This window comes from Streptomyces sp. NPDC003027, from assembly GCF_053591435.1.
In genome coordinates this window covers 93,850-117,084 of the sequence record NZ_JBSFTU010000014.1, presented here as the reverse complement: position 1 = coordinate 117,084, position 23,235 = coordinate 93,850, and the positions used below count along the sequence as shown (strand labels likewise).

The following is a 23,235-nucleotide window of genomic DNA, read 5'->3' as shown; positions in this document are numbered from 1 at the left end:
CGGGGGCGGCCGCCCCGCCGACTCCTGACCTGCGGGGTCAGCCTCCGTACGCCCCGCTCGCCGTCAGCCGCAGCGCGGTGTCGATCAGCGGAACATGGCTGAACGCCTGCGGGAAGTTCCCCACCTGGCGCTTGAGCCTCGGGTCCCACTCCTCCGCGAGCAGCCCCAGGTCGTTGCGGAGCGAGAGCAGCTTCTCGAACAGCTGGCGCGCCTCGTCCACCCGGCCGATCATCGCCAGGTCGTCCGCGAGCCAGAACGAGCAGGCGAGGAACGCGCCCTCGTCGCCCTCCAGACCGTCGACGCCCGCCTCCTCGCCGGCGGTCGGGTAGCGCAGCACGAAACCGTCCTCCGTGGACAGCTCCCGCTGGATCGCCTCGATCGTGCCGATGACCCGCTTGTCGTCCGGCGGCAGGAAGCCCATCTGCGGAATCAGCAGCAGCGAGGCGTCCAGCTCCTTGGAGCCGTACGACTGCGTGAACGTGTTCCGCTCCTTGTCGTAGCCCTTCTCGCAGACGTCACGGTGGATGTCGTCGCGCAGCTCGCGCCAGCGCTCCAGCGGGCCGTCGGCGTCCCCGGACTCGATCAGCTTGATCGTGCGGTCGACCGCCACCCAGGCCATCACCTTGGAGTGCACGAAGTGACGGCGCGGGCCGCGCACCTCCCAGATGCCCTCGTCAGGCTGGTCCCAGTGGGTCTCCAGGTAGCGGATCAGCTTCAGCTGGAGCAGCGAGGCGTAGTCGTTGCGCGACAGTCCCGTCATGTGCGCCAGGTGCAGGGCCTCGGTGACCTCGCCGTACACATCCAGCTGGAGCTGGTTGGCCGCCCCGTTGCCGACCCGCACGGGTCCGGAGTTCTCGTACCCGGGCAGCCAGTCCAGCTCCGCCTCGCCGAGCTCGCGCTCGCCCGCGATGCCGTACATGATCTGCAGGTTCTCCGGGTCGCCGGCGACCGCGCGCAGCAGCCAGTCCCGCCAGGCGCGGGCCTCCTCGCGGTAACCGGTGCGCAGCATCGACGACAGCGTGATCGCCGCGTCGCGCAGCCAGGTGTAGCGGTAGTCCCAGTTGCGGACGCCACCGATCTCCTCCGGCAGGGAGGTGGTCGGCGCGGCGACGATCCCGCCGGTCGGCGCGTACGTCAGCGCCTTCAGCGTGATCAGCGAACGGACCACCGCCTCGCGGTAGGGGCCGTGGTACGTGCAGTGCGCGACCCACTCGCGCCAGAAGTCGACCGTCGCCTCCAGCGCACCCTCCGGGTCCGGCAGGGCGGGCGGCTCCTTGTGCGAGGGCTGCCAGCTGATCGTGAAGGTGATCCGCTCACCGGCCGTGACGGTGAAGTCGGAGTACGTGGTCAGGTCCTTGCCGTGGGTCTCGATCTCGGTGTCGAGCCACACCGAGTCGGGGCCGGCGACGGCGACCGTGCGGTCCCCGACCTTGTGCACCCACGGCACCACGCGTCCGTAGCTGAACCGCATCCGCAGCGCCGAGTGCATGGGCACGCGTCCGGTGACGCCCTCCACCACCCGGATCAGCTGGGGCGCCCCGTCACGCGGCGGCATGAAATCGGTCACCCTGACCGTGCCGCGCGGTGTGTCCCACTCGGATTCCAGGATGAGCGAGTCTCCGCGGTAACGGCGCCGGTCGGCCGGCGGCGGGGTGGCGCCGTCCGCGACGGCGGGCGCGACGCGCCAGAAACCGTGTTCCTCCGTCCCGAGAAGGCCCGCGAAGACGGCATGCGAGTCGAAGCGTGGGAGGCAGAGCCAGTCGACGCTGCCGTCCCGGCAGACCAGTGCGGCGGTCTGCATGTCTCCGATGAGTGCGTAATCCTCGATGCGCCCGGCCACGTGCAATCTCCAGTCGAACGGCCACGTCCGCCCCGCGGGGCGCTTCCTACAGAATGGTGCCAGCAGTCAAGGGGTCGTTGACGAGCTCCGGCTTCCCGGTTGACTTGCGGGGTGCTGCCGATGGCCGGTCCGGCTCGGCAGGGAGTGTCCGAGCAGGATACGACGGACCGCGGGCAGCTGCGGCTACGTACGGGTAACGGCGTTGCGCCGAACGGGTGAGGCCGCCGTGACCTGTGGTGTAGCCGTGCGTATACGCCCGAGTGCCCCGTGTGGCCGGAAGCGGTCTCCCTTCGTCGCTGATACCCTGGTACCCCGTGGACCGGTGGGAAACGGTGAAAGCCGAGGCCCCCGAAACCGCAGCGACGGCACCCCCCGATTCTTCCGGAGGGGACGCCGGAACGCACTTCCAGAACGCGACCACGGGAGCCCCCTCTTGGCGATGCCGCCCAAAACCACGACGACCAAGCACATCTTCGTCACCGGGGGTGTCGCCTCCTCCCTCGGCAAGGGCCTGACCGCCTCCAGCCTGGGTGCGCTCCTCAAGGCGCGCGGCCTTCGGGTCACGATGCAGAAGCTCGACCCGTACCTGAACGTCGACCCCGGCACGATGAACCCGTTCCAGCACGGCGAGGTGTTCGTCACCAACGACGGCGCCGAGACCGACCTGGACATCGGCCACTACGAGCGCTTCCTCGACGTCGACCTCGACGGCTCGGCCAACGTCACCACCGGCCAGGTCTACTCCCAGGTCATCGCCAAGGAGCGGCGCGGCGAGTACCTCGGCGACACCGTCCAGGTCATCCCGCACATCACCAACGAGATCAAGTCCCGGATCCGCCGGATGGCGACCGACGACGTGGACGTCGTCATCACGGAGGTCGGCGGCACGGTCGGCGACATCGAGTCGCTGCCGTTCCTGGAGACCGTCCGCCAGGTCCGCCACGAGGTCGGCCGCGACAACGTCTTCGTCGTGCACATCTCGCTGCTGCCCTACATCGGCCCGTCCGGCGAGCTGAAGACCAAGCCGACCCAGCACTCGGTCGCCGCCCTGCGCAACATCGGTATCCAGCCGGACGCGATCGTGCTGCGCGCCGACCGTGACGTCCCCACCGCCATCAAGCGCAAGATCTCGCTGATGTGCGACGTGGACGAGGCCGCCGTCGTCGCCGCCATCGACGCCAAGTCGATCTACGACATCCCGAAGGTGCTGCACACCGAGGGTCTGGACGCGTACGTCGTGCGCAAGCTCGACCTGCCGTTCCGTGACGTGGACTGGTCCACCTGGGACGACCTGCTCGACCGTGTGCACAACCCCGAGCACGAGGTCACCGTCGCGCTCGTCGGCAAGTACATCGACCTGCCCGACGCGTACCTCTCCGTCACCGAGGCCATGCGGGCCGGCGGCTTCGCGAACAAGGCCCGGGTCAAGGTCAAGTGGGTCACCTCCGACGACTGCAAGACCCCGGCGGGCGCGAAGAAGCAGCTCGGCGACGTCGACGGGATCCTGATCCCCGGCGGCTTCGGCGACCGCGGTGTGAGCGGCAAGGTCGGCGCGATCCAGTTCGCCCGCGAGAACAAGGTGCCGCTGCTGGGCATCTGCCTCGGTCTGCAGTGCATCGTGATCGAGGCCGCGCGGAACCTGGCCGACATCCCCGAGGCGAACTCGACCGAGTTCGACCCGGCGACCGCCCACCCCGTCGTCTCGACGATGGAGGAGCAGCTCGCGTACGTCGAGGGCGCCGGAGACCTGGGCGGAACGATGCGCCTGGGCCTGTACCCGGCGAAGCTCGCCGAGGGCTCCGTGGTGCGCGAGGTCTACGCCGACCAGCCGTACGTCGAGGAGCGCCACCGCCACCGCTACGAGGTGAACAACGCCTACCGCGCGGAGCTGGAGAAGAAGGCGGGCCTCGTCTTCTCGGGCACCTCCCCGGACAACAAGCTCGTCGAGTACGTCGAGTACCCGCGCGAGGTGCACCCCTACCTGGTCGCCACGCAGGCCCACCCGGAGCTGCGCTCGCGTCCGACGCGTCCGCACCCGCTCTTCGCCGGCCTGGTCAAGGCTGCCGTCGAGCGGCAGCAGCAGGCGCGCGGGACGGGCGAGTGAGCCCCACCGGTTAACGTTGCCGGGGTACGGACCCTCAGGGATTCCGTACCCCGGTTTCTTGTGTGTGGGAGGACTCAGATGGAGCTGCTGGACACCCCGGAGGAGTGGCAGGTCGTCGCGACGACGACCCCCTTCCAGGGCAACAAGACGAGTGTCCGCGCGGACGACGTGGTCATGCCGAACGGCACGGTCGCCCGCCGCGACTACCAGGTCCACCCCGGCTCGGTCGCGGTCGTCGCCCTGGACGAGCGGGACCGCGTCCTGGTGCTGAAGCAGTACCGGCACCCCGTGCGGATGAAGCTGTGGGAGATCCCCGCCGGCCTCCTCGACGTGCCGGGGGAGAACCCGCTCCACGCGGCGCAGCGTGAGCTGTACGAGGAGGCGCACGTCAAGGCCGAGGACTGGCGGGTCCTGACCGACGTCTACACGACGCCGGGCGGCTGCGACGAGGCGGTACGGATCTTCCTGGCGCGCGAGCTGTCCGAGGCGGACGGCGAGCGCTTCGAGGTCTCCGAGGAGGAGGCCGACATGGAGCTGGCCCGAATCCCGCTGGACGAGCTGGTCCGCGGTGTCCTCGCGGGGGAGCTGCACAACAACTGCCTGGTGGTCGGCGTCCTCTCGGCGTCGGCCGCCCGCACCGGCGAGGGTTTCGACGCCCTCCGTCCGGCGGACTCCCCCTGGCCCGCCCGCCCCTTCGAGGCGTAGTCCTGTCCGGACAGGCACCAGCCCTCCGGGTGGTGGCCGGTTCCTCCGGGGGGCGGCCGGTCTGACGATCTGCTGATCCGATCGGGGGATGTGTCCGCCGCGCTCCGCCGGGTCGGGGCCATGCCCTGAACTACGCTCGGGATCGCCCGTGCGGAGACCCCCGCGGGCTCGGCTCGTGCGCAGGTGGACGGGAGCGTGGCCCGTGACGGATCAGGCGGTGACAGCGGGCGGGGTACGGCAGTTCTTCGGGCGGCAGCGGGAGTTGAAGGCCCTGCGCGCCGACATCGAACGGACCGGGCTCGACACCCTGGCCGGCCGCAAAGCCCCCAGCGCACGCGTGCTCCTCATCGCCGGGCGACCGGGCTCCGGGCGGACCACCCTCGCGGAGGAGCTCGTCGCCGGCCTCGGCGACCGGTACCCGGACGGGGTGTTCCGCGCCCGGCTCACCGAGCCGGGCGGCGCCCCCGTCCCCACGGCGCGGGTGGCCCGGGGCCTGCTCCAGGACCTGGGGGTCGACGATCCCCCCGGCGCCGCCGAGGACGAACTGACCGGACTGGTCCGGCAGGCCCTCGCCGGCCGGCGCACCGTCCTCGTCCTCGACGACGCCGTCGACGCCGAGCAGGTCGACCCGCTGATCCCGGACAACCCCGACGCCCTCGTCGTCGCCGTCGCCAAGGGGCCCCTCACCGGAATCCCGGACGTCCGCCCCTGCACGCTCGGCGGCCTCGAACCCAAGTCCGCCATCGAGCTGATCACCACCTTCACCGGCTCGGTCCGGGTCACCGTCGACCCGCAGGCCGCCGAGACCCTCGCCGAGGAGTGCGGCGGTCTGCCCGCCGCCGTGGTGCTCGCGGGCGGCTGGCTCGCCGCCCGCCCCAAGGCGTCCGTCGCCGATCTCGCCAAGCGGCTGCGAGCCCTCTCCGGCGATCCGCTCACCCGCGCCTTCCGGCTGGTGCACGACTCCCTGCCCCAGCCGGCGGCGCGGATACTGCGATTCCTCTGCCTCGCCCCGCTCGGCCGCGCCGACGCCCACACCGCCTCCGCGCTGGCCGGCTGCTCGGTCTCCGCCGCCGCCACCACGCTCGCCGACCTCCTCGCCCTGGGTCTGGTCACGGAAGAAGAGGACGGGCAGTACGAGGTGCCCGGGCATCTCGTTCCCCTCCTGCGCGCCGAGACGGAGGAGCGCGACCGGCCCGCCGAGGTGGAGCTGGCCCGGGCCAGGATGCTGGAGCGGACCGTACGCCTCCTCCAGTCCTGCCGGGCCGTCACCGAGCCCGAGGGCTCCACCGCCCGCCAGAAGCTCGCCGGCCTGCCGCGCGCCCTGCGGTTCCCGAGCGCGGCCGCCGCCGCCGCATGGCTGGACCGCCGCCGGCCCGTCCTGCTCGCCTCCGCCCGCCTCGCGGTCGCCGACGGAGAGCTCGACACGCTGGCCCGCCGCCTGGTCGCCGCCCTGGTCAAGGCGGAGACGGCGCACCGGGGGGCCGAGGCGGCGGCGCCCGACCTGTACGGACTGCATCAGCTGGTCCTGGACGTGGCCGAGCGGCGCGGACTGCACCGGGAGCGGGCGGCGGCCCTGCTGAATCTGGCCGATCTCGACGCCAGGACCGGCCGGACCCGGGACGCGCTGGTCCGCTACCGGACCGCTCTGGACGCCGGACGGGCCGCGAACGACCCGTACGCGATCGGCAGGGCGATGGAATCCGTAGGCGGTTCCTACCAGGAGCTGGGGGACTGGCAGCGGGCCGGCGACTGGTACGGCCGCGCGCTCGCCCAGCGCCTCGCCCGCGACGAGCGGGCCGACCAGGCCCGGCTGTACGCGCGGCTCGGCGCGGTGCACACCTACGCGGGCCGCTACGGCGAGGCCCTGCGGAACTGGCGCGCCGCCGCCGCGGGCTATCGCCGCCAGGCCGATCTCCCCGGCTACGCGCGGGCGTTGAGCGAGGCGGCCCGGGTCCAGGAGTACGCCGGACGGCCCCAGGAATCCCTGCGGACCTGCGAGGAGGCGGTGGAGTGGGCCCGGCGCGCCCAGGACGTGCGCCTCCAGGCGGCGCTTCAGCTGCGGCTGGCCGACACCCTCGACCGGCTCGGCGACCCCGCCGCCGCCCGCCTGCACCGCTCAGCTGCCGAAAGACTCCTTGGAACCGAGGCTTCCGCCTACGAAATCCGCAGTGCTCCTCTCGAAGATTAATGCTTTGCAAGGCTAGACAGCGGGAACTCCTTCATTAGACTGGGTGCGCCGCGTTCGATCGCGGTCTGTCCCGGTGCGCCATGGTGCAGCCGGGTATGTATCGCATTGCCCCCAGTTATCCCCCTGATTCAAGGACCGTGATCGACGATGAAGGTCGGCATCCCCCGCGAGGTCAAGAACAACGAGTTCCGCGTGGCCATCACCCCTGCCGGTGTCCACGAGCTCGTCCGCAACGGCCACCAGGTCTTCGTCGAGCAGAACGCCGGTGTCGGCTCCTCGATCACGGACGAGGAGTACGTCTCGGCCGGTGCGCAGATCCTGTCCACCGCCGACGAGGTCTGGGCCACGGCCGACCTGCTGCTCAAGGTCAAGGAGCCCATCGCGGAGGAGTACCACCGCCTCCGCAAGGACCAGACCCTCTTCACCTACCTGCACCTCGCCGCCTCCCGCGAGTGCACGGACGCCCTGCTCGCCTCCGGCACCACCGCGATCGCGTACGAGACCGTCGAGACCGCGAACCGCGCGCTGCCGCTGCTCGCCCCGATGTCCGAGGTCGCGGGCCGGCTGGCCCCGCAGGTCGGCGCCTACCACCTGATGCGCTCGGTCGGCGGCCGCGGCGTCCTGCCCGGCGGCGTCCCCGGCACCCACGCCGGCGAGTGCGTCGTCATCGGCGGCGGCGTCTCCGGCTGGAACGCCACCCAGATCGCCGTCGGCATGGGCTTCCACGTCACCCTGCTCGACCGTGACATCAACAAGCTCCGCGAGGCCGACAAGATCTTCGGCACCAAGGTGAAGACGATCGTCTCCAACGCCTACGAGCTGGAGAAGGCCGTCGTCGAGGCCGACCTCGTCATCGGCGCCGTCCTCATCCCGGGAGCCAAGGCCCCGAAGCTGGTCACCAACGAGCTCGTCGCCAAGATGAAGCCCGGAAGTGTCCTTGTCGACATCGCCATCGACCAGGGCGGCTGCTTCGAGGACTCCCACCCGACCACCCACGCCGAGCCGACCTTCCAGGTCCACAACTCGGTCTTCTACTGCGTCGCCAACATGCCGGGCGCGGTGCCGAACACCTCCACGTACGCCCTCACCAACGCCACGCTTCCCTACATCGTGTCGCTGGCGAACAACGGCTGGGTCGAGGCGCTGCGCCGCGACTCCGCGCTGGCCCTGGGCCTCAACACCCATGACGGCAAGGTCGTTTACAAGGAGGTCGCCGAGGCCCACGGTCTCGAGCACCTGGAGCTGAACAGCCTGCTGGGCTGACCTCCGCCGCGGCGCCGTCAATGCGCGCCGTCAACTCACGCATCCGGCCGGACCTTGTGCACAAGGGTCCGGCCGGATGTGTGTCCGGCCACTTCGAGGCCCCTGTTCAACTCGCCTCGAACGTAACCCTTTAACCGATTCGCACACCCCTGAAACGTGTGGATGCGTGGCTGCGCGCCCTTGACAGAGGGGTGTTCGGTTGCCGACACATCGGGGCGGGTCCGGCGGATTGTGTTGCTGCGGAGCGGTGACACGCCATAGAGTCGCCAACCGTCGGCATGGTGCCACGCTGACCTATCGATAAATGTTCCTGGTCACATCCAAGGAGGTAAGACGACTTGTGAATGAGTCGACATTTACTCCCGGGGGTGGACAGCCAGGAAACCCTGTCGGCTCCGTCGCTGTCCGAACTTTCGCGACACATCAGCCCATGACGACAGCCCACACGATGAAGATGATGGACGGCCTACACGTGAACGCCACGGCCGGCAACGAGAGTGGCCGAGAGTCCACCCACTTCGCCGCCTACGACGAGGTGCCCGAGGGGCACTTCTACGACCCCGACGCCGAGTACGAGCCCGACCCGGAGTACGCGGCCACCCTCGCACCCGACGCTGCCCGACAGCGCCGCGAGCGGATCGGCCCCACCGGACGGCCCCTGCCGTACTTCCCGATCCCGGGCCCGTTGACCGACCACGGACCCGCGAAGATCATCGCGATGTGCAACCAGAAGGGCGGCGTCGGCAAGACCACGTCGACCATCAACCTGGGCGCCGCGCTCGCGGAGTACGGACGGCGGGTGCTGCTCGTCGACTTCGACCCGCAGGGAGCCCTGTCGGTCGGTCTCGGCGTGAACCCGATGGAGCTCGACCTCACCGTCTACAACCTGCTCATGGAGCGGGGCATGTCGGCGGACGAGGTACTGCTCAAGACCGCCGTGCCCAACATGGACCTGCTGCCCAGCAATATCGATTTGTCTGCGGCTGAGGTGCAGTTGGTCAGCGAGGTCGCGCGCGAGTCCACGCTCCAGCGCGCCCTGAAGCCGCTGATGAACGACTACGACTACATCGTGATCGACTGTCAGCCGTCGCTCGGTCTGCTCACCGTGAACGCGCTGACGGCGGCTCACAAGGTCATCGTGCCGCTGGAGTGCGAGTTCTTCGCGCTGCGCGGTGTGGCCCTGCTGACCGAGACGATCGAGAAGGTCCAGGAGCGGCTCAACCCCGAGCTGGAGCTCGACGGCATCCTCGCCACGATGTACGACTCCCGGACCGTGCACAGCCGTGAGGTCCTCGCGCGCGTCGTCGAGGCCTTCGACGACCACGTGTACCACACGGTGATCGGCCGGACCGTGCGCTTCCCGGAGACCACGGTCGCCGGCGAGCCGATCACCACGTACGCCTCGAACTCCGTGGGCGCCGCCGCCTACCGCCAGCTCGCCAGGGAGGTGCTCGCCCGGTGTCACGCCGAGTGAGTCTGCCCGGCGCCGACGAACTGTTCCGTACGACCGGGGGGATGGCGCTCCAGGCGTCGTCGCCGCGCAGGGGCGAGGCCCGGGTGCCGGCGCCGGCGGGCGAGAGCGACACGGGCGCGGCGGAGGGCTCCGGGGAGCACACGACGGCGTCCTCGGAGACGGCGGAGCCGCGGGCCCGGACGGCCGAGCCCGCGGAACCCGCGCCGCCGGTGAAGTCCGCGTCGCCGGTCGCCCCGGCGGCACGCCGGCGGGGCCGTTCGCCGAACCGGCGGCCGAGCGGGCGTGAGCGGCACGACGAGAAGATCACCGTCTATGTCTCCGCCGAGGAGCTGATGGACCTGGAACACGCGCGTCTGGTGCTCAGGGGTGAGCACGGTCTCGCCGTGGACCGGGGCCGGATCGTCCGCGAGGCGGTCGCGGTGGTCCTGGCGGACCTGGAGTCCCGGGGCGACGCGAGCATCCTCGTGCGGCGCCTGCGCGGTCGCTGAGGGTAGCCTGCGGCTGCCGCACCCCTGCTCCTCCCTGGACCCCGATGCCCCCGCCCCCCGCCGAGACGTCCCGCCCGCCCCGCCGCACCCTGGGGCGCGGCCCGGGGACGCCTCCGGCGGGCGCGCCGGACCGGACCGTCGAGCCCGCGCCCGAGCCCCCGCCCGGCCCCGCCGACGACCGGGCCCCGGCGGCGCCGGGCGCGGCCTTCGAGGACCGCCCGCCGACCCCGGACGAGACCCCGGCGGAGAGGGCGCCGGCCCCCGGCGCCGCCGAGGACTCCCCCGAGGACTCCGCCGAGGACGCTCCCGCTCCCGACGGCGGCCGGTTCACCGTCCGGCTGGCGAACTTCGAGGGCCCCTTCGACCTCCTGCTCCAGCTCATCTCGAAGCACAAGCTCGACGTCACCGAGGTCGCACTCTCCAAGGTCACCGACGAGTTCATGGCGCACATCCGGGCCATGGGTCCCGACTGGGACCTCGACCAGACCACCGAGTTCCTCGTCGTCGCCGCCACGCTGCTCGATCTCAAGGCCGCCCGGCTGCTGCCCGCCGCCGAGGTCGAGGACGAGGCCGACCTCGCCCTCCTGGAGGCCCGGGACCTGCTCTTCGCCAGGCTCCTGCAGTACCGCGCGTACAAGCGGATCGCCGACATCTTCGCCGAGCGGTGGGAGGCCGAGGGCAGGAGGTACCCCCGTACCGTCGGCCTGGAACCGCACCACGCCGAGCTGCTCCCCGAGGTCGTCATCAGCATCGGCGCCGAGGGCTTCGCCAAGCTCGCCGTCAAGGCCATGCAGCCCAGGGCCAAGCCCCAGGTGTACGTCGACCACATCCACGCCCCCCTCGTCAGCGTCCGCGAACAGGCCGAGGTCGTCGTCGCCCTGCTCAAGGAGCGCGGCACCGTCACCTTCCGCGAGCTCGCCCAGGGAGCCGAGGACACCCTGACGGTCGTCGCCCGCTTCCTCGCCCTCCTGGAGCTGTACCGCGAGAGGGCCATCGCCCTCGAACAGCAGGACGCCCTCGGCGAACTCACCGTCACCTGGGCCGGTGCCGGTGAAGTCCGCGTCACCGACGAGTTCGATCAGGAAACGGAGGCCCCGGCGTGAGCGACCTCAAGCCCTCCCTCGAAGCCGTCCTCATGGTCGTCGACGAGCCCGCCACCGAGGAGCACCTCGCCAAGATCCTCGACGTGCCCCGCCGCGAGGTCGGCGACGCCCTGCGCGAGCTCGCCGACGAGTACACCGCCCAGGGCCGCGGCTTCGAGCTGCGCCTGGTCGCGGGCGGCTGGCGGTTCTACACCCGGGCGGAGTACGCCGGCGCCGTCGAGGCCTTCGTCCTGGACGGCCAGCAGGCCCGGCTCACCCAGGCCGCCCTGGAGACCCTCGCCGTCGTCGCGTACCGCCAGCCGGTCAGCCGTTCCCGCGTCTCCGCGGTCCGCGGGGTCAACTGCGACGGGGTCATGCGGACCCTCCTCCAGCGCGGTCTGGTGGAGGAGGCGGGCGCGGAACCCGAAACAGGTGCGATCCTGTACAGGACGACGAACTACTTTCTGGAGCGGATGGGCCTGCGCGGCCTGGACGAGCTCCCCGAGCTCGCGCCCTTCCTCCCCGAGGCGGACGCGATCGAGGCGGAGACGCTGGAAGGGGTTCCGTCGTTCGACCCGGACGCAGACGACAGGACGACGAAAGACTGATGCGAAGCAGCAGCGGCAGGAACAGCAGCGGAAACAACGGCGGGAGCCGTGGTGGCAACAGCGGCGGCCGCGGCGGCAGCAGCGGCGGCAGCGGCGGCGGACGCGGTGGTCACCGCGGCGCCGGCAACAGCCGCGACGACAAGCCGGGCGGCGGCCGCCCGCGCAACCCGCGCCCCGAGGAGCGTCGCTACGACGTGGGTGGCACCGGCGGTCCGTCCGACGCCCCGAAGAAGGGTCGCGGCGCCGCGGCCCGCGGGGGCGCCAAGGGCGGCCCGAAGGCCCCCCAGGGCAACCCGCCCCGTCGCGGCCCGCACGGCCAGCGGCAGGCCCCGGCTCGCTCGCGCGAGCTCGACGCCAAGATCGAGCAGCGCAACCGCGACCGGTACGCGGACCGGCCCGAGATCAAGACCCCGAAGACCTTCCCGGGCGCGGAGCAGGAGGGTGAGCGGCTGCAGAAGGTGCTCGCCCGCGCCGGCATGGGCTCCCGCCGTGCCTGCGAGGAGCTGATCGAGCAGGCCCGCGTCGAGGTCAACGGCGAGATCGTCCTGGAGCAGGGCAAGCGCGTCGACCCGGAGAAGGACGAGATCAAGGTCGACGGCCTGACCGTCGCGACCCAGTCGTACCTCTTCTTCGCCCTGAACAAGCCCGCCGGTGTCGTCTCCACCATGGAGGACCCCGACGGTCGTCAGTGCCTCGGCGACTACGTCAACAACCGTGAGACCCGGCTCTTCCACGTCGGCCGGCTCGACACCGAGACCGAGGGCATCATCCTGCTCACCAACCACGGTGAGCTGGCCCACCGCCTCACGCACCCGAAGTACGGCGTGAAGAAGACCTACCTGGCCGCCATCACGGGCCCCCTGCCGCGAGAGGTCGGCAAGCGGCTCAAGGAGGGCATCCAGCTGGAGGACGGCTACGCCCGCGCCGACCACTTCCGCGTGGTGGAGCAGACCGGCAAGAACTACCTGGTCGAGGTCACCCTGCACGAGGGCCGCAAGCACATCGTGCGCCGCATGCTGTCCGAGGCCGGCTTCCCGGTGGAGAAGCTGGTCCGCACGGCCTTCGGCCCGATCGGGCTCGGTGACCAGAAGTCCGGCTGGCTGCGCCGGCTGACCAACACCGAGGTCGGCATGCTGATGAAGGAAGTCGGCATGTAGCCGCGTCGCCGCACGACGAGAGGAAGCCCGTGACCGCATGGCGGTCACGGGCTTCCTCGTTGCCGTCGACGCCCCTTCGCACTTGTGGGCGAACCTCCCGACCTTTATAGTCAAAATGACTCTTAAGGAGGCGGGCGTGAGCCTCGCGAGCTTTCTCGAACCCCTGCGGCAGCCGCTCGTCACCGTCCTGGACACCCCGGTCAGCTGGACCGAGGTCCTCGGCTTCGGCAGCGGAGCGCTCTGCGTCTGGCTCGTCGCCCGCCAGCACATCGCCAACTGGCCCATCGGCATCGCCAACAGCCTCTTCTTCATCCTGCTCTTCGCACAGGCGGGGCTCTACGCCGACGCCGGCCTCCAGATCGTCTTCATCACCCTCGCCGTGTACGGCTGGTGGACCTGGACCCACGGGGGTGGACCAGGTACCGACGCCCTCCCGGTGCGCCGCACCTCGCGCACCGAGTGGACGTGGCTGATCACGGCGGGGGTGGTGGGGACCCTCGGCCTCACCCTGCTGCTCGACCGCGCCACCGACTCGACCGTCCCCTTCTGGGACGCCCTGACGACCGCGCTCTCCCTCACCGCCACCTACGGCCAGTGCCGCAAGCGGCTGGAGTCCTGGTGGCTCTGGATCGCCGCCGACGTGGTCTACGTGCCCCTGTACGCCCACAAGGAGCTGTATCCGACCTCCCTGCTGTACATCGGCTTCATGACGCTCTGCGTCCTCGGCCTGCGCAACTGGAGCCGCGACCTCGCCGCACAGCGCGCCCTCCCGGCGGAGGCGGTGGCATGAAGCGCTACGGCCACGGCCTGGTCCTCGGCAAGTTCTACCCGCCGCACGCCGGCCACCATCACCTGATCCGCACCGCGCGCGACCGCTGCGAGCGCCTCACCGTCCTCGTCTGCGCCTCGTCCGTGGAGACCCTGCCCCTGGAGGACCGGGTCGACTGGATGCGCGAGATCCACCCCGACGTCCTCGTCGTCGGCGCCGTCGACGACATCCCCGTCGACCTCCACGACCCCGACGTGTGGGCCGCCCACATGGCCGTCTTCCGGGCCGCCGTGCCCGAACGCGTCGACGCCGTCTTCACCTCCGAGCCGTACGGGGAGGAGCTCGGTCGCCGCTTCGGAGCCGCGTCCGTCTGCGTCGACCCGGACCGCACCCTCTTCCCCGTCTCCGGCACCGCCGTCCGCAAGGACCCCGCCGGCTGCTGGGACTTCCTCGAACCGCCCGTACGGGCCGCGCTCACCCGGCGCGTGGTCGTCCTCGGCGCCGAGTCCACCGGCACCACCACCATGGCCCTCGCCCTGGCCGACCACTACCGGCGACGCGGCGGCGTGTGGGCCCGCACCCGCTGCGTACCGGAGTACGGACGCGAGTACAGCGAGCTCAAGCTCGCCGAACTGCGCGCGGAACGGCCCGGCGCGAACTGGACGGACGTCACCTTCCGCTCCAGCGACTTCCCCGTCATCGCCCAGCGCCAGGCCGAGCTGGAGGAGGAGGCCGCGCGGGCCGGATCGCCCGTGCTCATCTGCGACACCGACGCCTTCGCCACCACCATCTGGCACGAGCGGTACATGGGCACCACCAGCCCCGCCACCGGCGAGATCGCCGCCCGCGGCAGACAGCACCTCTGGCTGCTCACCGACCACCACGGCGTCGCGTTCCAGGACGACGGACTGCGCGACGGGGAGCATCTGCGGCCCTGGATGACCGCCCGCTTCGTCGCCCAGCTCGCCCACACCGGCCGCCGCACGGCCGTCCTCACCGGCCCGCACGAGGAGCGGCTCGCGGCCGCCGTCGCCGCCGTGGACGAGCTGCTCGCCGAGGCCCGGCACCTCGCCGACCCCCTGCCGGAGCGCCGATGAACCACGCCCAGGCCCCCGAGGGCTACGACCGGGACGCCTTCGAGCCCTTCGCCGTCACCGCCGACCTCGCCGTCTTCACCCTCCGCGAGGAGCGCCTCCACGTCCTGCTCGTCGAACGCGGCCAGGAGCCGTACGCCGGAGCCTGGGCCCTGCCCGGCGGCTTCGTCCTGCCCCGCGAGTCCTCCGAGCAGGCCGCGCGCCGTGAACTCGCCGAGGAGACCGGCCTGTCCGAGGCCACGGTCGCCGGACTCCACCTCGAACAGCTGCGTACCTACAGCGAGCCGGACCGCGACCCCAGGATGCGGGTCGTCTCCGTCGCGTACACCGCGCTCGTACCGGATCCCCCCGAGCCACGCGGCGGCGGCGACGCGGCACGGGCCCGCTGGACGCCCTACGGGACGCACGGGCCGCTCGCCTTCGACCACGACCGGATCCTCGCCGACGCCCGTGAACGGATCGGCGCCAAGCTGGAGTACAGCTGCCTCGCCACCGCCTTCTGCCCGCCCGAGTTCACGATCGGCGAGCTGCGGCAGGTGTACGAGACGGTCTGGGGCGTCGAGCTCGACCGCCCCAACTTCCGGCGCAAGGTCCTCGCCACGCCCGGCTTCGTCCAGGCCGTGGAGGGACCGCCGCGCCTCACCGGCGGACGGGGGAAACCGGCCGCTCTCTACCGGGCGGGGGAGGCCACGGCCCTCCACCCGCCGCTGCTGCGACCGGAAGGACGATCCGCATGACCAAGCAGGCGGCCACGGGGGCGCTGATCGGGCTGGCACTCGGTGACGCGCTCGGTTTTCCCACCGAGTTCAACGACGTGCCCTCCATCCTCGCCAAGTGCGGCCCGTGGCGGTCCATGGAACTCCCGGTGAGCCGGAACGGCATCGCGTACGTCACCGACGACACCCAGATGACCCTCGCCCTCGCCCGGGGCATCCGCACCGCCATGGACCGGGGCGTCCTCGCCCCGCTTCGGCTGGCCCGGCCGGTCCGCGAGGAGTTCGTCGACTGGTACCACTCCCCGGAGAACAACCGGGCTCCGGGCCACACCTGCATGGTCGCCTGCCGGCTCCTCGACGGCGACCGGCCCTGGCAGCAGGCCAGCCGGACCGGCTCCAAGGGGTGCGGGGCCAACATGCGGGTCGCACCGATCGGGCTCGTCCCCGGCCTGAGCGACGAGCAGCGCGCGGGCGCGGCCCAGCTCCAGTCGGCGCTCACCCACGGCCACCCCACGGCGCTCGCCGCCTCCGACCTGACCGCCCGTGCGGTCCACCTGCTCACTCGGGGCGTCGACCCGGCCGGACTCGTCGGCCACCTGCGCTCGTACGCGTACGAGAACCGCTCCCGCTACCACGAGAAGTGGCTCGGCGACCTCTGGGCGCACGCCCAGGACCCCACGCCCCGGCACTTCATCGAGCGAGGCTGGGACGAGTGCCTCGCGGTCCTGGAGAGGCTGGACGCCGTCCAGCGCACGGCCGACCCGGAACTCGACCCCTGCGAGTACACCGGCGACGGCTGGATCGCCGAAGAGGCGCTCGCCACCGCCCTCCTGTGCTTCCTCCTCTTCCCCGAAGCCCCCCTCACCGCCCTGCGCCGCGCCGCCTGCACCCGCGGCGACTCGGACTCGATCACCTGCCTGACGGGCGCGTTCGCGGGGGCACACCTGGGCGCCGGAGCCTGGCCGAAGGAATGGTCGGAGCCGATCGAGCACCGCGACGAACTGCTGTCGTTCGGCGCGCTCTGGGACGCTTGAGCCGGCTCAGCCCGGTTGGAGGACGCTCAGTGCCGAGGCGCGGCGGGCGCGCAGGAGGAAGTCCTCCACGCGGGCGTGGTCCGGGTTCGTCGGGAGCGGGCTCGTGGTGGAGGCGCGGTCGGCCTCCTCCGTGAGGCGGAGCATCCACGACTCGACCTCGGGCCACGGCACCTCGCCGCGCTTCACCGCGAGGAGCCGGTCCCGCTCGTCGCCCACGTGGATGGTCAGCTCGCCGGTCCGCAGCAGATCGCGGCAGCTCATCAGCAGCCGCAGCAGATGCATCGCGTGCTTCCAGCGCGGCTCCCCGTACTGGCGGACGTCGGCGTCGAGCTTCCTGCGCTGGCCGGCCGCGTACCGGACGAACGTCCGGTGCGCCTGACGGGAGAGGAACGCCCCGCGCAGCGCGACCAGTTCCCGGCCGGTGTCGTCGATCTGCTCGACCACGGGCGAGTGCAGGCACTCCAGGACGTTGGGGTTGGCCCGCAGGGCCAGTTCGCAGAAGCGTTCCAGCTCCCAGCTGAACTGCTCCTCGCCCGGCCCTTCCACGTGCGCCGGCGGCTTCTCCAAGCGCCAGAAGAGCGGGGTCGGGGCGAGGAAGACGCCCCGGCGGTCGGTGTCGCTCTCCTCCGTGGCCAGACCGAAGGCGCGCGACCCCATGACACAGGAGTAGATCGTGTGGTCGCGCACCAGTTCTACCGGAGTCATGGGCGACAGATTACGTCAGGGTGATGGCGTCCCCCGCCACGCTGATCCGCTCGGCCGGCAGGGGGCGGGTGGCCGGCCCCGCGGCCACCGCCCCGTCGGCGATACGGAACTTCGAGCCGTGGCAGACACAGTCGATCGTGCCGTTCTCGACCTTGCTGACCGTGCAGCCCTGGTGCGTGCAGACCGCCGAGAACGCCTTGAAGTCGCCCTCCGCCGGCTGGGTGACGACCACCTTCTCCTCCTTGAAGACGGTGCCGCCGCCGACCGGGATCTCGGAGGTACGGGCGAGCGCCGCACCGGCGGGCGGAGAGACGGCCGGACCCGTGGTGGCCGGACCGGTGGCGCCCGCGGTCGGGGAGGCGGTCGGGCCGGGCGTCGTACCCCCGCCCCCGTCACCGTCCGCGCCGCAGCCGGTGGCCAGCGCGGCGACCGACCCCGCTCCCGCCAGGAGCACGGTACGGCGCGGCGCGGCGTCTGGAGCTTGTCGATTCATGCCCTCCACCTTGGCGGCGCGCCCCGGCTCCTGGAGGGCGACACGCCTAGGAGGCCAGCTCCCTCGCACGGCCGTCCGCGTCCCGGCGCACCTCCAGGACGTCGACCACCGCCTCCCGCTCGATCGGCCCGTACACATGCGGGAACAGCGTGCCCCGCGACTCCTCCCAGCGGACCTCGCCGGCCAGCCGGGTCTCGTCGATGACCAGGACCAGGAGAGGACCGGGGACCTCCCGGTAACGGGCGTCGGCGACGGCGAGGGCCGCCGTCTCGTCCGCCGAGCAGTGGACGAAACCCTCGGCGGCCAGGGAGGCGGGCGCGTACGGGAGACCGGGGTCGGCGGACCACGCGGCCGCCGGTACGACGTGCAGAAGCATCCGACAGTTGTACCTCCCCTCCGCACCCCGTCCGGCCGCCCGCGCCGAGTGGCGGCGCTGACGGGCTCGGGTGACATTGGCCGTCTCGGAGGACGGTCGCCCCGGCTGCGCGCCGGCACGGCTGACTAGGCTGATCGGAGCACTGATCGCATTTCGAAGGAGCACGACGTGGCGGTACGAGCGGTCCGAGGCGCCGTCCAGCTGGAACGGGACGAGGCCGGACACATGCACGAGCAGGTCGAGGAACTGCTCACCGCCGTCCTGGAGCGCAACGGCCTCACCGCCGACGACCTGATCAGCATCTGGTTCACGGCCACGCCCGATCTGCGCAGCGACTTCCCCGCCGCGGCGGCACGCCGGATCGGGATCGTCGACGTTCCGCTGATCTGCGCGCAGGAGCTGGACATCGAGGGAGCGATGCCGAGGGTCGTACGGCTCCTCGCGCACGTCGAGTCGGACCTGCCCAAGGCGGAGATCGCCCACGTCTACCTCGGCGCGGCCGCCACCCTGCGTCAGGACATCGCCCAGTGAGGACCGCGCTCGTCATCGGAACCGGTCTGATCGGCACCTCCGCGGCCCTCGCGCTGGCCCAGCGGGGCATCGCCGTCCACCTCCGCGACCACGACCCGGCACGCGCGCGTACGGCGGCGGCGCTCGGCGCCGGCACGGACGAGCCGCCCGAGGGCCGCGTCGACCTCGCGATCGTCGCCGTACCGCCGGCGCACGTGGCGGCCACCCTCGCCGAGGCCATGCGGGAGGGCCTGGCCCGCGGCTACCTCGACGTGGCCAGCGTCAAGGGCGGGCCGAGGCGGCAGCTGGAGGAGCTGGGGGCCGACCTCACCGCGTACATCGGGACGCACCCGATGTCGGGCAAGGAGCGCTCCGGCCCGCTGGCGGCGACGGCCGACCTCTTCGAGGGCCGGCCGTGGGTGCTCACGCCGACCCGGGACACCGACACGGAGGTGCTGAACCTGGCCCTGGAGCTGGTGGCGCTCTGCCGCGCGGTGCCGGTGGTCATGGACGCGGACGCCCACGACCGGGCCGTCGCGCTCGTCTCGCACACCCCCCAGCTGGTGTCGTCGATGGTGGCCGCCCGCCTTGAGGAGGCGGACGAGACGGCCGTACGGCTGTGCGGCCAGGGCATCCGCGACGTCACCCGGATCGCCGCCTCCGACCCGCGCATGTGGATCGACATCCTCTCGGCGAACCCCGGGCCGGTCGCGGACGTCCTCGCGGGCGTCGCGGCGGACCTGGACGAGACGGTCCGGGCGCTGCGCTCCCTCCAGTCCGCCGACGAGGACGAGCGCCGCGGCGGCGCCTCGGGCGTCGAGGACGTCCTGCGACGCGGCAACGCCGGCCGCGCGCGCGTGCCCGGCAAGCACGGCGCGGCTCCGACGCAGTACGAGACGGTCGCGGTCCTCATCAGCGACCAGCCCGGCGAGCTGGCCCGTATCTTCGCGGACGCGGGCCGGGCGGGCGTCAACATCGAGGACGTCCGCATCGAGCACGCCACCGGTCAGCAGGCGGGTCTGGTCCAGCTCATGGTGGAGCCCTCGGCGGCGCCGGTCCTCGGCGCGGCGCTCAAGGAACGGGGCTGGGCGCTGCGGACGGGATGAGCCGAAGGGGCCGTCGTGCCCACTCGTTCCGCCGGGGCGGAACAGGTGGGCACGGCCCACGGGGGTGGCGCCCTTTCCGGGGCGGTGGCCCCCTGGGCCCCCGGCTGGGCCAGACGGGTGGCTGGGACTCGGTAACCTTGGGGTGGCCCCCCGCGTCCGCGAGGCCCTACCGCGTACCCCAGGAAGGTGTTCCCCACCGTGGAAACCGTGATCGTCGCCATCGACGGCCCCTCCGGCACGGGCAAGTCGAGCACCTCGAAGGCGGTCGCCGCCAAGCTGGGGCTGAGCTACCTGGACACCGGGGCGCAGTACCGCGCCATCACGTGGTGGATGATCAGCAACGGCGTCGACGTCAGCGACGCCGACGCCGTCGCCAACGCCGCCGCCAAGCCCGTCATCGTCTCCGGCACCGACCCGGCCCGCCCGACGATCACCGTCGACGGGGCCGACGCCGCCGGGCCCATCCGTACCGAAGAGGTCACCTCCAAGGTCAGCGCCGTCAGCGCCGTCCCGGAGGTGCGGACCCTCATCACCGAGCTCCAGCGGACCATCGCCAGGAGCGCGCAGGGCGGCATCGTCGTGGAGGGGCGCGACATCGGTACGACGGTGCTCCCCGACGCCGACCTCAAGATCTTCCTCACCGCCTCTCCCGAGGCCCGTGCCGCCCGCCGCTCCGGCGAGCTCAAGGGCGTCGACGTGGCCGCCACCCGGCAGGCCCTGATCAGGCGGGACGCGGCCGATTCCAGCCGCAAGACGTCCCCGCTCGCCAAGGCCGACGACGCCGTCGAGGTCGACACCACCGACCTGACCTTGGACCAGGTCATCGAGTGCGTCGTCACCCTCGTCGAGGAGCGGCGCACCGAGAAGCGGGCGGCCGCCCGGTGACCCTGCCCTCCAAGAGGGGCGCCGCCGTCGGGCGTGGCATCGGCATCGGGCTGATGTACGGCCTGTGGAAGCCGCGCGTCCTCGGCGCCTGGCGGGTGCCGGCCTCCGGCCCCCTCATCCTCGCCGTCAACCACGCGCACAACGTCGACGGACCCATGGTCATGGGCACCGCCCCCCGGCCGGTGCACTTCCTCGTCAAGAAGGAAGCCTTCGTCGGCCCGCTCGGGCCCTTCCTGGAGGGCATCGGCCAGCTCAAGGTCGACCGGGCCGGTGTCGACCGGACCGCGATCGGCAACGCCCTCGCGGTCCTGGAGCACGGCGGCGTCCTCGGGATCTTCCCCGAGGGCACCCGCGGCGAAGGCGACTTCGCCTCGCTGCGCGCCGGCCTGGCCTACTTCGCCGTCCGCAGCGGGGCGCCGATCGTGCCCGTGGCCGTTCTGGGGACCTCTGACCGGGACGGGCGGGACGGGCGGGAAGAATCAGCCCGCCCCGGGCGGTCGGTCAAAGCGCTGCCGCCGCTGCGCAGCCGCGTCGACGTCGTCTTCGGCGACGCCTTCCAGGCAGGAGACGGGAGCGGCCGGCGCACCCGCAAGGCGTTGGACGACGCCACCGTACGCATCCAGGAGCGGCTCACCGCCCACCTGGAGAACGCCAGGCGCCTCACCGGGCGCTGAGTGAGACTCTGAGTAGTGGGTTCGCACCCACCGACCACGAATGATCAAGGAACGGACTTCATGAACGACCAGCACGACCACGGGGCACTTGGCGACGCCGAGTACGCGGAGTTCATGGAGCTCGCCGCGGAAGAGGGCTTCGACGTCGAGGAGGTCGAAGGCGCGATCGAGGCGGCCGGGCACGGCCCGCTCCCCGTCCTCGCCGTCGTCGGCCGCCCGAACGTCGGCAAGTCGACCCTGGTGAACCGGATCATCGGCCGCCGCGAGGCCGTCGTCGAGGACAAGCCCGGCGTCACCCGCGACCGCGTCACCTACGAGGCCGAGTGGGCCGGCCGCCGCTTCAAGGTCGTCGACACCGGCGGCTGGGAGCAGGACGTCCTCGGGATCGACGCCGCCGTCGCGGCCCAGGCGGAGTACGCCATCGAGGCCGCCGACGCCTGTGTCTTCGTCGTGGACGCCACCGTCGGCGCCACCGACACCGACGAGGCCGTCGTCAAGCTGCTCCGCCGCGCCGGCAAGCCCGTCGTCCTGTGCGCCAACAAGGTCGACGGCCCCTCCGGCGAGGCCGACGCCACCGCCCTGTGGTCCCTCGGCCTCGGCGAGCCGCACCCGGTCTCCTCGCTGCACGGCCGCGGCACCGGCGACATGCTCGACGCCGTCCTGGAGGCGCTCCCCGAGGCGCCCGAGCAGAGCTTCGGCACCGCCGTCGGCGGCCCGCGCCGCATCGCGCTCATCGGCCGCCCGAACGTCGGCAAGTCCTCGCTCCTGAACAAGGTCGCGGGCGAGGACCGCGTGGTCGTCAACGAGCTGGCGGGTACCACCCGCGACCCCGTCGACGAGCTGATCGAGCTCGGCGGCAAGACGTGGAAGTTCGTGGACACCGCCGGTATCCGCAAGAAGGTCCACCTCCAGGAGGGCGCGGACTACTACGCCTCCCTGCGGACCGCCGCCGCGGTCGAGAAGGCCGAGGTCGCCGTCGTCCTGATCGACACCACCGACAACATCTCGGTCCAGGACCAGCGCATCATCACCATGGCGGTGGAGTCCGGGCGCGCGCTCGTCATCGCGTACAACAAGTGGGACGAGCTGGACGAGGAGCGGCGCTACTACCTGGAGCGTGAGATCGAGACCGAGATGCAGCAGGTCGCCTGGGCGCCCCGCGTCAACGTCTCCGCCAAGACCGGCCGCCACATGGAGAAGCTGGTCCCGGCGATCGAAACCGCGCTCGCCGGCTGGGAGACCCGGGTCCCCACCGGCCGTCTGAACGCCTTCCTCGGCGAGCTGGTCGCCGCCCACCCGCACCCGATCCGCGGCGGCAAGCAGCCCCGCATCCTCTTCGGTACGCAGGCCGGCACCAAGCCGCCCCGGTTCGTGCTCTTCGCCTCCGGCTTCCTGGAGCACGGCTACCGCCGCTTCGTCGAGCGCCGCCTGCGCGAGGAGTTCGGCTTCGAGGGCACCCCGATCCACATCTCCGTGCGCGTGCGCGAGAAGCGCGGCCGCAAGAAGTGAGCGGGGACCGACAACGGCTGAGGGCCGGGGCAGACGCCCCGGCCCTCAGCCGTTGCCGCGGGTCCTACAGGCCCCTGCGGGGCCCCGGCGGAAGCGCCGCCGGGACGTGGTGGTGCTGCGCCGACCAGGCCGTCGGCTGCGCCGCCTGCCGGTAGCCGTGATGGCCGTACAGGCCCGAGCCCACCGGTGTCCCGAAGGCCCGGAAGCCGAGATCCTCCTCGCCGCTGCGGTCCCCCGGCAGTGAGCGGAACGACCGGCGGTACTCCGCGTACAGGGCGTCGTAGATCGGCGTCGCCGACTCGCCCGTCGTGACGTCGTGGGCCGGACGCATCGAGGGGATCTGACTCGGACGGGGCTGGCGGAGTGGGTCGTATGAGTGCACGTATGTGCCAACGACACCGTCGTCCGTCGGATGCGGGCGGCTCTCCGAAAGAGGTGCCCGCCGGGGGCGGGGG

The 23,235-nt window shown here is 72.0% G+C and carries 23 protein-coding genes; 18 read left to right on the top strand and 5 right to left on the bottom strand.

What is annotated here, in order from left to right; translation table 11 throughout:
* Positions 1-37: 37 nt before the first annotated feature.
* Positions 38-1,840, bottom strand: a complete 1,803-nt coding sequence (locus ACWDX6_RS13275) for a glycoside hydrolase family 15 protein (RefSeq protein ID WP_451485037.1) — start codon at positions 1,838-1,840, stop codon at positions 38-40.
* A 439-nt stretch (positions 1,841-2,279) separates the two neighbouring features.
* On the opposite strand from ACWDX6_RS13275, the gene ACWDX6_RS13270 reads away from it, so the two are divergent.
* The 13 genes from ACWDX6_RS13270 to ACWDX6_RS13210 all read left to right on the top strand — a co-directional run bounded on the left by ACWDX6_RS13270 (position 2,280) and on the right by ACWDX6_RS13210 (position 16,522).
* Positions 2,280-3,944 carry a CTP synthase gene (locus tag ACWDX6_RS13270; protein ID WP_403291192.1) on the top strand — a complete coding sequence of 555 codons (1,665 nt, stop codon included), beginning with the start codon at positions 2,280-2,282 and terminating at the stop codon, positions 3,942-3,944.
* 78 nt (positions 3,945-4,022) lie between these two features.
* Entirely contained in the window at positions 4,023-4,649 is a 627-nt protein-coding gene (locus tag ACWDX6_RS13265; RefSeq protein ID WP_451485036.1) for an NUDIX domain-containing protein, read from the top strand.
* 202 nt (positions 4,650-4,851) lie between these two features.
* Positions 4,852-6,837: a tetratricopeptide repeat protein gene (locus ACWDX6_RS13260; protein WP_451485035.1), complete on the top strand. Its 1,986-nt coding sequence runs from the start codon at positions 4,852-4,854 to the stop codon at positions 6,835-6,837.
* 147 nt (positions 6,838-6,984) lie between these two features.
* Entirely contained in the window at positions 6,985-8,100 is a 1,116-nt protein-coding gene (ald, locus tag ACWDX6_RS13255) for an alanine dehydrogenase (RefSeq protein ID WP_451485034.1), read from the top strand.
* Positions 8,101-8,530: 430 nt separating this feature from the next.
* Positions 8,531-9,574 carry a ParA family protein gene (locus tag ACWDX6_RS13250; protein WP_229818740.1) on the top strand — a complete coding sequence of 348 codons (1,044 nt, stop codon included), beginning with the start codon at positions 8,531-8,533 and terminating at the stop codon, positions 9,572-9,574.
* A complete protein-coding gene (locus ACWDX6_RS13245) occupies positions 9,571-10,062 on the top strand; it encodes a hypothetical protein (protein ID WP_451485058.1) in 492 nt (163 codons plus the stop codon). Before ACWDX6_RS13250 ends, ACWDX6_RS13245 begins: the two co-directional genes overlap by 4 nt.
* A gap of 44 nt (positions 10,063-10,106) precedes the next feature.
* A complete protein-coding gene (locus tag ACWDX6_RS13240; protein WP_451485033.1) occupies positions 10,107-11,165 on the top strand; it encodes a segregation/condensation protein A in 1,059 nt (352 codons plus the stop codon).
* 32 nt (positions 11,166-11,197) lie between these two features.
* A complete protein-coding gene (gene scpB / locus ACWDX6_RS13235) occupies positions 11,198-11,752 on the top strand; it encodes an SMC-Scp complex subunit ScpB (RefSeq protein WP_451485057.1) in 555 nt (184 codons plus the stop codon).
* Positions 11,752-12,909 (top strand): pseudouridine synthase, encoded by a 1,158-nt coding sequence (locus ACWDX6_RS13230; protein ID WP_451485032.1) that lies wholly within the window; start codon positions 11,752-11,754, stop codon positions 12,907-12,909. Before scpB ends, ACWDX6_RS13230 begins: the two co-directional genes overlap by 1 nt.
* A gap of 136 nt (positions 12,910-13,045) precedes the next feature.
* Positions 13,046-13,699 carry a nicotinamide riboside transporter PnuC gene (gene pnuC / locus ACWDX6_RS13225; RefSeq protein WP_451485031.1) on the top strand — a complete coding sequence of 218 codons (654 nt, stop codon included), beginning with the start codon at positions 13,046-13,048 and terminating at the stop codon, positions 13,697-13,699.
* Positions 13,696-14,775: an AAA family ATPase gene (locus ACWDX6_RS13220; RefSeq protein ID WP_451485030.1), complete on the top strand. Its 1,080-nt coding sequence runs from the start codon at positions 13,696-13,698 to the stop codon at positions 14,773-14,775. Before pnuC ends, ACWDX6_RS13220 begins: the two co-directional genes overlap by 4 nt.
* A complete protein-coding gene (locus ACWDX6_RS13215) occupies positions 14,772-15,509 on the top strand; it encodes an NUDIX hydrolase (RefSeq protein ID WP_451485029.1) in 738 nt (245 codons plus the stop codon). The genes ACWDX6_RS13220 and ACWDX6_RS13215 overlap by 4 nt, the downstream gene beginning before the upstream one ends.
* Entirely contained in the window at positions 15,506-16,522 is a 1,017-nt protein-coding gene (locus ACWDX6_RS13210; protein WP_451485028.1) for an ADP-ribosylglycohydrolase family protein, read from the top strand. The genes ACWDX6_RS13215 and ACWDX6_RS13210 overlap by 4 nt, the downstream gene beginning before the upstream one ends.
* A 6-nt stretch (positions 16,523-16,528) precedes the next feature.
* On the opposite strand, the gene ACWDX6_RS13205 is transcribed toward ACWDX6_RS13210, so the two are convergent.
* The 3 genes from ACWDX6_RS13205 to ACWDX6_RS13195 are packed head-to-tail and all read right to left on the bottom strand — an operon-like array spanning position 16,529 to position 18,096.
* Entirely contained in the window at positions 16,529-17,227 is a 699-nt protein-coding gene (locus ACWDX6_RS13205) for a nucleotidyltransferase domain-containing protein (RefSeq protein WP_451485027.1), read from the bottom strand.
* Between the two features lie 10 nt (positions 17,228-17,237).
* Positions 17,238-17,720 carry a Rieske (2Fe-2S) protein gene (locus tag ACWDX6_RS13200; protein ID WP_451485026.1) on the bottom strand — a complete coding sequence of 161 codons (483 nt, stop codon included), beginning with the start codon at positions 17,718-17,720 and terminating at the stop codon, positions 17,238-17,240.
* Positions 17,721-17,766: 46 nt separating this feature from the next.
* Positions 17,767-18,096 (bottom strand): DUF952 domain-containing protein, encoded by a 330-nt coding sequence (locus ACWDX6_RS13195; RefSeq protein WP_451485025.1) that lies wholly within the window; start codon positions 18,094-18,096, stop codon positions 17,767-17,769.
* Positions 18,097-18,264: 168 nt separating this feature from the next.
* Here ACWDX6_RS13195 and aroH point away from each other — a divergent pair, with 168 nt between their 5' ends.
* From aroH to der, 5 genes are all read left to right on the top strand, one after another.
* On the top strand, positions 18,265-18,627 hold the full coding sequence (gene aroH / locus ACWDX6_RS13190; protein ID WP_451485024.1) for a chorismate mutase: 363 nt from the start codon (positions 18,265-18,267) through the stop codon (positions 18,625-18,627).
* A complete protein-coding gene (locus tag ACWDX6_RS13185) occupies positions 18,624-19,712 on the top strand; it encodes a prephenate dehydrogenase (protein WP_451485023.1) in 1,089 nt (362 codons plus the stop codon). Before aroH ends, ACWDX6_RS13185 begins: the two co-directional genes overlap by 4 nt.
* Before the next feature lie 207 nt (positions 19,713-19,919).
* Positions 19,920-20,597: a (d)CMP kinase gene (gene cmk, locus ACWDX6_RS13180; RefSeq protein ID WP_451485056.1), complete on the top strand. Its 678-nt coding sequence runs from the start codon at positions 19,920-19,922 to the stop codon at positions 20,595-20,597.
* The gene (locus ACWDX6_RS13175; RefSeq protein WP_451485022.1) at positions 20,594-21,271 is read left to right on the top strand and encodes a lysophospholipid acyltransferase family protein; all 678 of its coding nucleotides are present in this window, start codon (positions 20,594-20,596) and stop codon (positions 21,269-21,271) included. Before cmk ends, ACWDX6_RS13175 begins: the two co-directional genes overlap by 4 nt.
* 60 nt (positions 21,272-21,331) lie before the next feature.
* On the top strand, positions 21,332-22,780 hold the full coding sequence (gene der, locus ACWDX6_RS13170) for a ribosome biogenesis GTPase Der (protein ID WP_451485021.1): 1,449 nt from the start codon (positions 21,332-21,334) through the stop codon (positions 22,778-22,780).
* A gap of 64 nt (positions 22,781-22,844) precedes the next feature.
* Here der and ACWDX6_RS13165 read toward each other — a convergent pair whose 3' ends face one another.
* The gene (locus tag ACWDX6_RS13165) at positions 22,845-23,111 is read right to left on the bottom strand and encodes a hypothetical protein (protein WP_451485020.1); all 267 of its coding nucleotides are present in this window, start codon (positions 23,109-23,111) and stop codon (positions 22,845-22,847) included.
* Between the last annotated feature and the right edge of the window lie 124 nt (positions 23,112-23,235).